The sequence below is a fragment of the Mesotoga sp. genome, assembly GCF_035363035.1.
Lineage (GTDB): Bacteria > Thermotogota > Thermotogae > Petrotogales > Kosmotogaceae > Mesotoga.
The window spans coordinates 18,988-28,846 of record NZ_DAOSEH010000022.1 but is presented as its reverse complement, the minus strand read 5'-3'; the positions used below and the strand labels follow the sequence as shown (position 1 = coordinate 28,846).

The following is a 9,859-nucleotide window of genomic DNA, read 5'->3' as shown; positions in this document are numbered from 1 at the left end:
TCATTCCGAGCTTCTCGATTATATTCATATCCACGTAGTCGGAGAATTCAACGCCCGAGACTTCTTGAACGATATATCCCGCCAGAGCCGTTCCGTAATTCGAGTACGCCGCGAATTTTCCCGGTTCAAATGCTCGCTCCGGCATCCATTTCAGAGCTTCTCCGAGTGGTTGCACGGTGTATTCTTCAAATTGAATTACGTTGTATGGCGTTTCTTCAAAGCCCGGTGTATGAGTCAAAAGATTCTCAATGGTGATCGGTTGCGGGAAAGTGTCTGGAACTTTGAACTCGGAAATATAGTCATTGACATTCGCTTCGAGATCGATTTCTCCGAGTTCATACAGCTGCATCAGCGAAATCCACGTGAAGAGCTTGGACACAGAACCGATCCGTACCAGCGAGTCGGCTTTCATCGGCGTCTTGCTCTCAAGATCGGAATAACCGTAACCCTTAACATATAAGACCTCTCCATCACTCACGAAACTAAGCACGGCGCCGGGAATCTCATACTTCTCCAAGAAATCGTTCATCGTGATGTCAAAAAACTCGGAAATATCCTTTTGCTCGAAAGTCATTCCAGAAGCAACAACGACCAGAAATACGAACAATCCTAGCAGCATTTTTCTCATCATTTACCCCCCAGCAAAATATTGATTGTTGCATTCGATTATATCACTAGAAAAACAATGTCATTCGTCGTTTCGGGTCTTTAAGCCATGGTTGTGCGTTGTGGGTAAAAACACGGGAAGGAACATCGAGAGTTCGCTTCGCTCTCGCCCTCTTCTCGGAAAACGTCTCCTAACACTATTCCGAAGGTGATGCTCGAAATCCTGTCACCCATTTTCGACCGATTTATTTCGATAATCCCCTCAGAAGACCTCTCATCATCTCTCAACGCTCCTCTTCATAGCTCATAGGTTTTTGTTAGCGATCGAGTTCCTGCTATCATAGCAATACGAAAAAATATTCCTTTGGAGGTGATAAAGGTGAAAAAAATTTTCTTTGTAGCTTTTCTTATCATCTTCCTGGTGGTTACGGCCAGCGCCAGATTAGTTTACTGGCACACCCAGGAAGAAGAGAGCAGGCAGCAGGTGATTGCACAGATCATGGAATCCTTTGAGATCGAGACAGGCATCGAAGTCGAAGTCGTCGCGATTGAGGAGAACGCGATGTTCTCAAGACTAGCTGCGGCAGCGGCGGCCGGGACTCTTCCCGATGTGATCGAGGCGGGCGCCGAGACTATACTCGGGCTTGGTGCCGACGGTCTTTTAGACACGGCCATACCGACCAGATTCATAGACAATGCCGGCGATTTCTACACGGGCGCTACCAGGTTTGTCATCACGCCGGCGGGAAACGAGTATTTCGCCATTCCATATCATGGATGGGTACAGGGTATCTGGTACAGAAAAGACTGGTTCGAGGCTGCGGGACTTGAAGCTCCGACAACCTGGGAATCGATAATGACGGCAGCCAAATACTTCCACAAACCTGAAGAGGGAATGTACGGCATCGTTCTTGGAAAGACGAATGACGCTTACGCCGAACAGGTTTTCACTATCTTCTCACTTTCCAACGGAGCGCGTATATTCGACAAAGACGGCAATGTAACCATAAACTCTTCGCAGATGAAAGAGGTTCTCCAGTACTACAAAGACCTCGGTGCCTATTCCGCTCCGGGGCACACCTACTGGAAGCAGGCAAGAGAACTCTATCTCGCCAGCAAAACACCGATGTTCTTCTATTCCACGTACGTTATGGACGATCTGGCGCTCGCCGAGATCCAGACGACTATAATAAGCGAGTTCGATCCGAACATGGTTAAGAACACCGAGTTCGCTCCCTTCATGTCCAACAGCAGGTCTTCCTCGTTCGGGCAGGTCATTTCCCTCGCAGTGACGAAGACCTCGCAAAACAAGCTCGATGTGCTCAAATTCCTCGATTTCATGTTCAAGCCGGAAAATTATATTAAGTACATACACATGGCCCCGGGCGGCATGCTTCCTACCAGATCCTCGATCGCCGAGAGCGAAGCCTTCATGAACGACCCGAAGGGAATTTACAAGAGCTATGGGGCCGAAAAGATAAAATCGATAATCTATGGGCTGGAGAATATCGAGAAGTTCGGATACGTTGAAGGCAGAGTCTTCCCTGAAATGGGAAAGATATCCGGAGCCTTCACGATAGGCAACGGAATAGTAATGATGTTCGACAACAACGCAACGCCCGACGAGGTCCTCACCTTCTGGAGAGATGATATTAGAAAATTGATTGGAAGGTAGTGTCTTCCGGGAAGGCCCCGGTTGATCGGGGCCTTCCTTTTTTGGAGGTCGTTTCCCATGCAAAGTGTTTCCACTATGTTGAAAAATGAAAACAGGCTCGGTTGGAGACTTGTGTCGCCTACGGTCGTTCTTCTTATGGTGCTGATCCTCTACCCGGTCGTCTATAACATTTATATATCCTTTTTCGATTACGGAATAACGAGATCGACTTTCGTGGGGATAGATAACTATTTGCGGGTCCTCAAAGACGGGGCCTTCTGGAAGTCTTTCTTCATAACCATCGGCTTTACGCTCATGACGGTCGGCGGAAGTCTTCTGCTGGGTCTTGGAGTCGCATTGATGCTTAACAAGGAGTTCAAAGGTAGATCGATCGTGAGAACAATAGTTCTTTTACCATATATAACGCCATTGATTTCGATAGTCTTCTCGTGGCAATACATTTTCGACCCGAGTCTCGGCCCCTTCGTCGAGATATTCGGCAGGCAGCTCAGATGGATATCGCCACAGTTAGATCTGCTGAACAACTCGAACAACGCCTTTATCGTGGCTTCAATTTTCAATATCTGGCGCAACTTTCCCTTCGTCTATCTCATGATCCTTTCAAGATTACAGTCGATTCCCGACGAATACTACGAAGCCGCCGAAATGGATGGGGCATCGCCCTGGAAAAAATTCACTAATATCACATTACCCGAGCTCTACTTCGTCATGGGTGCAGTGGCCTTGATGAGGGGGATCTGGAATTTCTACAAGTTCGACGAGGTGTATCTAATAAGCAAGAAGGCCGGAACGCTGCCTATCTTCATATACGAGAGGGTCATAGGGACCACATCGCCCGAGTTCGGTGTGGCTGCCGCCATCGCGACCATTCTGATGGTTATAATGCTTGGCCTGATCACTATGTACGTGAAGAAGGTGTTGAAATGGTGAAGAGAGCCTCGCCATTCAAGAAGGCGCTGTTTTTCACGGGTATATTTTTGATATGTTTCTTCATTCTGGTGCCCTTCTATTTTATGATACACGTATCTCTGAAAGCCGATTACGACCCAAACAAGATGAGCTTTTCCGATTTTACCACCAGAAATTACAAGGAGATCTTCGGACTCATTCAGAGCAGCGAGACGGAGTTCTTCGGCGACGAAATAACGCGGGCCAACCTCGAGCCCGTGCTGAAGAAGATCGCCGAACTGGAGGAGATAACTTCCTCTAGAGATGCTTACACAGAATACGTACACAACGTGCAGCTCAAAGAGAAGGAGAAAGAACTGAAGGATATAGTCGATCTGGTTATAGACTTCAGCGGAATGAAGGTCGAAGACCGTGAAGCTTTCACCGAGAGAGCCATGAAAAACGGTACCGAAGAGGCGATCGTACTTGAAGAAAACATGAAATCGATCTTCGGTGCCAACGACATAAAGAAATTCAACGATCTCAGGAGCGAGATCGAGAAGGCCCTGACAGACGAGTCGATATCGGCGGGACTGGAAAGGGCCAGGTCACAACTCGGGGCTTATCAGGCACAGAAAAACAGGATACTCGAAGAGAAAGCCAGCGAGTTTCCCTTCTTGAAGTATCTGGGAAACTCCCTGATGTTCGCCGGTACGTCGGCCCTAATTAGTCTTTTTGTCGCCATTCTGGGAGCCTATGCCTTTTCAAGGCTTCGCTTCAAAGGGAGAGGAACGGTACAGAGATCGGTGCTGTTTGTGTATCTGTTCGGAGGCACCGTGATAATGGTCCCGCTTTATCAGATGGCCGTAAAGCTGGGAATCCTCTCCTCACCCCTGGGTACGAGCATCTATCTGATTATGGTTTACGTTATCCAGACTCTACCGGTTTCTTTGTATATGCTGGGTAATTACTTCAGAACCATACCCTATTCGATAGAAGAAGCGGCTATTATCGATGGCTGTTCGCGTGTTCAGGCGATCTTCAGAATCGTTATACCCCTTTCTCTGCCGGCGATCGCCACTGTATATATATACGCATTCATGATAGGCTGGAACGAATACCTTTTCGCTTCGGCCTTTCTCGGCTTGAAGTCTTACAAAGATCTCTTCACACTGCCTATAGGCCTTAGCACTTTCTCCGGTTCGGCACATGCGGTATGGGGAAGACTGATGGCGGCCTCTGTGGTCTCGGCAATCCCCATAATAATTATATTCAGCCTCATGCAGAAGTATCTCACATCCGGTTTCACCGCCGGAGGAGTCAAAGAATAAAACGGAATGGGAGGTTCTATTTTGTCCGGTTTGAAGCATGATTCATACGATATTGTGGTGGGCATACCCAGTTTCAACAACCGATCCACGATAAAACACGTCGTCGAGGTTTCTTCCAGGGGACTCAAGGAGTATTTCCCCGAATTGAAAAGCTGCATAGTGAATTCCGACGGGGGCTCCGGTGACGGAACGGAGGGATCTTTCTATTCGGCCAACTCTATGGGCCTAGATCTCCTGTCGTTCAAGTACACAGGAATATCCGGCAAGGGAAGCGCGATGAGATCTATCCTGGAGCTCGCGAGCCGTCTGGGCGCCAAAGCCGTGGTTTTTCTCGATTCCGACCTCAGGAGTGTCGAGCCTTTCTGGATAGAGAGACTGGCCGGGCCAATTATTAATCTGGATGCTTCATACGTGGCCCCTTATTATATCCGCCATAAATACGACGGAACCATCACCAACAGTATCTGCTATCCCTTAACAACGTCGCTTTACGGGAGAAAAGTGCGCCAGCCTATCGGTGGCGACTTCGGTGTGGGCAGAGAGATGATAGACTATTATGTGTCGATGCCGGTAGAAGCCTGGAACTGTGATATCTCCAGGTTTGGTATCGATATCTGGATGACGACTTCCGCGATAAACGAAGCCAGGGGAAAGATATACCAGGCTGCTCTGGGGAGCAAGATCCACGATGTAAAAGACCCGGGTAAGCAGCTGGGAAACATGTTCAGGGAAGTCGTCGGCACTCTGTTCGCACTGATGGAAAAATACCGCGAGAAGTGGGAAGCGATCGCAGGATACGAAACGGTACCCGTTTACGGAGAGGCCGTTGGAGGAGAGGCCGAACCTTTACAGGTGGATATGGACAACATGATGAGCAAATGTTACGAGGGTATCCGGACCCGGCTGGACTTCAGCGAGAGTGTTCTCGGGGGCGAAATCACACAGAAACTCTCGACCTTCTCGAAGGAAAATGCGATAGTGGCCGATGATCTGTGGGTCGAGGTCGTATACAAAATCTCATCGACTTACAGGAAGAGAGAACTCAGAAGCAGACTGATAGAACTTCTGGTGCCGGTGTACTTCGCAAGAGTGGCCGGCTTCGTCGCCAGAACGCTGGAGATGAACCAGGAAGAGGCCGAACGCGAAACCGACAGATTGCTCGAAAGATTCGTCGACACCAAAGAAGAGTTGAGGAAGGTATGGGAAAAGAATACGCAATAAACGGAAAATTGAAAGCGATGCTCAAAGGTCTTAATCCGGCCGAACAGAAGGCCGCCAGATATATTATAGACTTCCCGGACGACGTGATTCACCACTCCATCAGCGAGCTGTCCGTTCTGGCCGGAACTAGCGAGACCACGATTTTCAGACTTTCGAAAAAACTGGGCTTCGACGGTTACCAGTCCCTTAAGATACAGATCGCCAGAGAGCTTTCTCTCTCCACCCCTGTCGTGTACGCCGATAAAAACGAGTTGATCTCGGAATTGATCGGTGCGCTCAATCAGCAGAACCAGCTGCTGGATGATGGGCAGCTCGATGGAATATCCAGGCGGATCGTAAGAGCGAACAGACTGATATTTTTCGGAGTTGCCTCGAGCGGAATCGTGGCCGAGTTCGGAGCCACGCTCTTCATGAGGGCCGGTTTCTCGACGGCTTACTACACCGATCCGCATCTCCAGATCATGACGGCCGTTTCGCTTAACGAGAAAGATATAGTCTTCGGTATCTCCGCCAGTGGCAATATACGTGACACGGTGAAATCTATCGAGGTTGCCACCGATTCCGGCGCCTACACCATAGCGATAACTGGAGGGGTCGGCTCGAGGATAGTGAGCGCGGCGAAAGAGACCATCTACGTCGCCCAGGGTGGTCATGAGACAGGCATACCGCAGCTGCAACCAAGAGTCTGCCAGCTGGTCGTGATTCAGTTGTTGCTGGAAAAAGTGATCAAAATGAGAGACGACACGCTGAAAACTCTGGAAAAAGTCGACAGGACACTGGACAAGAAGAGATATCTGTAGTCTCGACTCGCACGTTTTCGATCAACGAAAAGCCGTAGCCCATACCTTTGAGACGTCCAGCGTTGTCGTCCAAGAGCGTGGACCCGTCCTTGGGGAACCTGAGGCGAGAGGCTGGAAGAGCGATAAGATCTCGACTTTCTTACCTCTGACCTCATCCCTCTTGCCTCTGTCGTCTTTGCATGCGTTCCGCCACTACACGTCCAGGTTCTTGCGCTGTTTACCCAGATCCATAGCGCGGCCGGCCGTTTTAAGCTCCGCCTCGTTTCTTAACTCGAAGTGCGTCGAGTTTTATAGTGTATTAGGTTGAATTTCTATTGCCTTTGCGCCGTCCAGTTATGGGGTCCCGAAACGTAAGTGCCGTTGTCGTAAGCGATAGCCGTTCCGTGCATAGCGTTTCTGCTGAACTTGCCGGTGAAATGAACGGTTCTTTCTCCCGAGATATGCGTGAAAATGAATGTTATATTGTCGGAGGAAGTAGTTCCGGCTACCGACCCGATGCTTCCAGACCCGGGATTAGCTTTCACAAATCCGGCGAGCTGACCATTGGCATGACTGGTTATCTCCATGATGGCCGCATCGGTAACCACTTCACCACCGACCGAGATATAGAGGTTCCATGTACCGGCAAGGCTTATGTTTTTAGGAATGAACGGACACCCCGTTAGCAAGATAATAACGGCAACTGCGAGAACAACCAAAAGAGATAAACGTTTCATGATCGACATCCCTCCCTTATAGGATCAATCTACGATACATGTTTGTATTCGTTCAGCGTAAGGGAAAATTACATCGAGTCTGCTTCGGCCACAGGATAGGCCTCTTAAAACTACATCTCGACAAATAATATAGGCAGGAAGCATCAAAGATATCATTACTATAGCACTTACCGACCCAGTTTCAATGATGGATGGACAGTTCGATTTTCACCGATACACCAGGCTGTCTGGAGTTGAATGACCGGACTGTGATACCGGATATGATAGAATTCTGTGAACGCTCCCCTCTTCCCCGGCCGCATTTGGATAGATCAATCCGCCGGTTTCGGGGAGCTGCGAACTCCAGACCAAGGGGTGAAAAGCATGGATTATTCAAAATACACTTACGAACAGCTTCTCAAGAAGGTTGTCGAGCTGGATATGCTCAACAGGGAGCTGCTCAGGGAAAGGGAACAGGAGACGAGGCTAGATTATTCGTGGGCCGGAAACCTCGGTCACTGGTACTGGAATATCAAAAGCAACTCCGTAGTCTTCAATCCATTGAAAGTTACCGTTCTGGGCTACAGTATGGAGGAGTTGCCGCGGGAAGTCAATTACCAGTATTTCACAGAAAGGCTCCATCCCGACGATTATCAAGGCACGATGGACGCCATGCTTCTCCACATGCATGGAAAGAAGACAGTTTACGAAGCCGAATACAGAATTCAGGCTAAAGACGGGAGCTGGAAGTGGTTTTATGACAGGGGAAAGATCACACAGAGAGATGGGAAAGGCGCACCGCTTTTCGCCACCGGCATAGTCTTCGATATAACCCGCAACAAAGAAAGAGAGCTGAACCTTGAGAGAAGGAGCAAGGATCTCGAGCGGGATGCCCGGACAGATCCATTGACAGGCATAGGGAACAGGAGGGCCATAATCGGCGAACTGGAAGATCGATTAGTAGAGGCTTCTATAAACAGGACCCCTATTTCGGTGATAATGCTCGATATCGATCATTTCAAGGTTTTGAACGATACGAAAGGCCATCTGTTCGGAGACAGCGTTCTGAAAGAAATCGCGACCATTATTCGAAACAACCTCCGTGGACTCGACACGGTCGGAAGGTACGGGGGAGAAGAGTTCCTCGTCGTACTTCCAAACACCGCCGAAGATAATGCTGCATCGGTTGCCGAAAGGATCAGGAGGAAAGTCGAGGACTTCGACTTCGGCGAAGGTTCCAGAGTGACCATCAGCGCAGGGGTGGGAGAATCACCGGGAGGTGAGGATATCGAGACGCTCATAGACCTGGCCGATAAGAGATTGTACGAGGCTAAAAGGACCGGGAGGAACGTCGTGATCGCTTCAAGAAACGGAGAACCCTGAAGTTATCTGGATCTACTAAAAAACCCCATTGCAGCGCTGAAATAGCGCAGAAAATGAGATAATATTGTACTGAAAATCGGCGAGGTTCAAAAGCAGAATTAGAACGCTAACTGAAGATAGGACAAAGGGGGAAGTTCTGTGCAGCAGTTATTTTCGAACTTTGCGATACCCATAGGCAATCTGGTCATGTTCGCCATCGGGGGAATCCTGATCTACCTGGCCATAAAAAAAGATTACGAGCCTATGCTTCTCCTTCCGATCGGATTCGGTGCCATCCTCACTAATATTCCCGGTTCTTCAGCCATAGGAGAGCACGGAGTGCTGACGATTCTCTACGAGGCGGGAATCGCGAACGAACTCTTCCCCGCGCTGATATTCATCGGCATCGGCGCCATGATTGACTTCACCCCGCTTCTCCAGAAACCGATCATGTTTTTCTACGGAGCGGCGGCCCAGCTGGGCATTTTCCTGACGATAATAGTGGCCGCGATCCTTGGATTCGATATAAGAGAGGCCATCTCGATAGGCATAATCGGAACGGCCGACGGCCCGACATCAATCTATGTAGCCAGCAGACTGGCACCACACATGCTTGGTCCCATTTCGGTGGCCGCTTATTCGTATATGGCGCTCGTGCCTGTGGTACAGAGGCCGATAATCAGATTAATGACCACGAAAGATGAGAGAAGGATCAGGATGGACAACAGGGCCGAGAAAGTGCCGAAATATGTGAAAATACTTTTCCCCATTTTCGTCACGATTCTAGCCGGTATAGTTGCCCCGGTGAGCGTTGCGCTGATTGGAATGCTTATGTTCGGAAATTTGATCCGCGAGTGCGGAGTCCTAAACAAACTGAGCAACGCGGCTCAAAACGAGCTTTCCAACCTAATAACTCTCTTTCTGGGTATAACGATAGGTTCCACGATGACCTCACAGGCCTTTCTTAACACGAGGACGCTCCTTATTCTCGCAATGGGACTGGTTGCATTCATTCTCGATACAATGGGCGGAATAGCCTTTGCCAAGATATTCAACCTCTTCCGTAAGCAAAAGATCAACCCCATGATTGGGGCGGCCGGAATCTCGGCCTTTCCCATGTCGGCACGCGTTGTTCATAAGCTCGGCCTGGAAGAAGATCCTAACAACTTCCTCATCATGTACGCCACCGGAGCTAACGTTGCAGGGCAGATAGGTTCAGTTCTCGCTGGAAGCATCGTTCTGGCTCTCTTCATCTGAGTGCAGTCGGAAGGAGGGATTGGC

At 49.3% G+C, this 9,859-nt stretch carries 9 protein-coding genes; 7 read left to right on the top strand and 2 right to left on the bottom strand.

Translation table 11 applies throughout. The features are described from left to right. On the bottom strand, positions 1–628 hold a 628-nt coding region (locus tag PKX57_RS05350), incomplete at its 3' end, for a serine hydrolase domain-containing protein (protein ID WP_472416322.1). A gap of 357 nt (positions 629–985) precedes the next feature. Here PKX57_RS05350 and PKX57_RS05345 point away from each other — a divergent pair. From PKX57_RS05345 to PKX57_RS05325, 5 genes are read left to right on the top strand one after another with little or no spacing between them, the layout of a single operon-like run. After that, positions 986–2,281, top strand: coding sequence for an ABC transporter substrate-binding protein (locus tag PKX57_RS05345; protein WP_472416320.1), 1,296 nt, complete (start codon positions 986–988; stop codon positions 2,279–2,281). 57 nt (positions 2,282–2,338) lie between these two features. Continuing rightward, entirely contained in the window at positions 2,339–3,211 is an 873-nt protein-coding gene (locus tag PKX57_RS05340) for a carbohydrate ABC transporter permease (RefSeq protein WP_472416318.1), read from the top strand. Next, positions 3,205–4,500 carry an ABC transporter permease subunit gene (locus PKX57_RS05335; RefSeq protein WP_213920374.1) on the top strand — a complete coding sequence of 432 codons (1,296 nt, stop codon included), beginning with the start codon at positions 3,205–3,207 and terminating at the stop codon, positions 4,498–4,500. The genes PKX57_RS05340 and PKX57_RS05335 overlap by 7 nt, the downstream gene beginning before the upstream one ends. Before the next feature lie 21 nt (positions 4,501–4,521). Further along, a complete protein-coding gene (locus tag PKX57_RS05330) occupies positions 4,522–5,721 on the top strand; it encodes a glycosyltransferase (protein WP_213920373.1) in 1,200 nt (399 codons plus the stop codon). Beyond that, the gene (locus PKX57_RS05325; RefSeq protein ID WP_472416316.1) at positions 5,700–6,521 is read left to right on the top strand and encodes a MurR/RpiR family transcriptional regulator; all 822 of its coding nucleotides are present in this window, start codon (positions 5,700–5,702) and stop codon (positions 6,519–6,521) included. Before PKX57_RS05330 ends, PKX57_RS05325 begins: the two co-directional genes overlap by 22 nt. 311 nt (positions 6,522–6,832) lie before the next feature. On the opposite strand, the gene PKX57_RS05320 is transcribed toward PKX57_RS05325, so the two are convergent. Beyond that, positions 6,833–7,237 carry a hypothetical protein gene (locus tag PKX57_RS05320; protein WP_213920371.1) on the bottom strand — a complete coding sequence of 135 codons (405 nt, stop codon included), beginning with the start codon at positions 7,235–7,237 and terminating at the stop codon, positions 6,833–6,835. Between the two features lie 363 nt (positions 7,238–7,600). Here PKX57_RS05320 and PKX57_RS05315 point away from each other — a divergent pair, with 363 nt between their 5' ends. Together PKX57_RS05315 and PKX57_RS05310 are read left to right on the top strand one after the other, a co-directional pair. Then, positions 7,601–8,599 (top strand): GGDEF domain-containing protein, encoded by a 999-nt coding sequence (locus tag PKX57_RS05315; RefSeq protein WP_472416314.1) that lies wholly within the window; start codon positions 7,601–7,603, stop codon positions 8,597–8,599. 186 nt (positions 8,600–8,785) lie between these two features. Continuing rightward, a complete protein-coding gene (locus tag PKX57_RS05310; protein ID WP_169700943.1) occupies positions 8,786–9,835 on the top strand; it encodes a sodium ion-translocating decarboxylase subunit beta in 1,050 nt (349 codons plus the stop codon). Positions 9,836–9,859 lie beyond the last annotated feature (24 nt).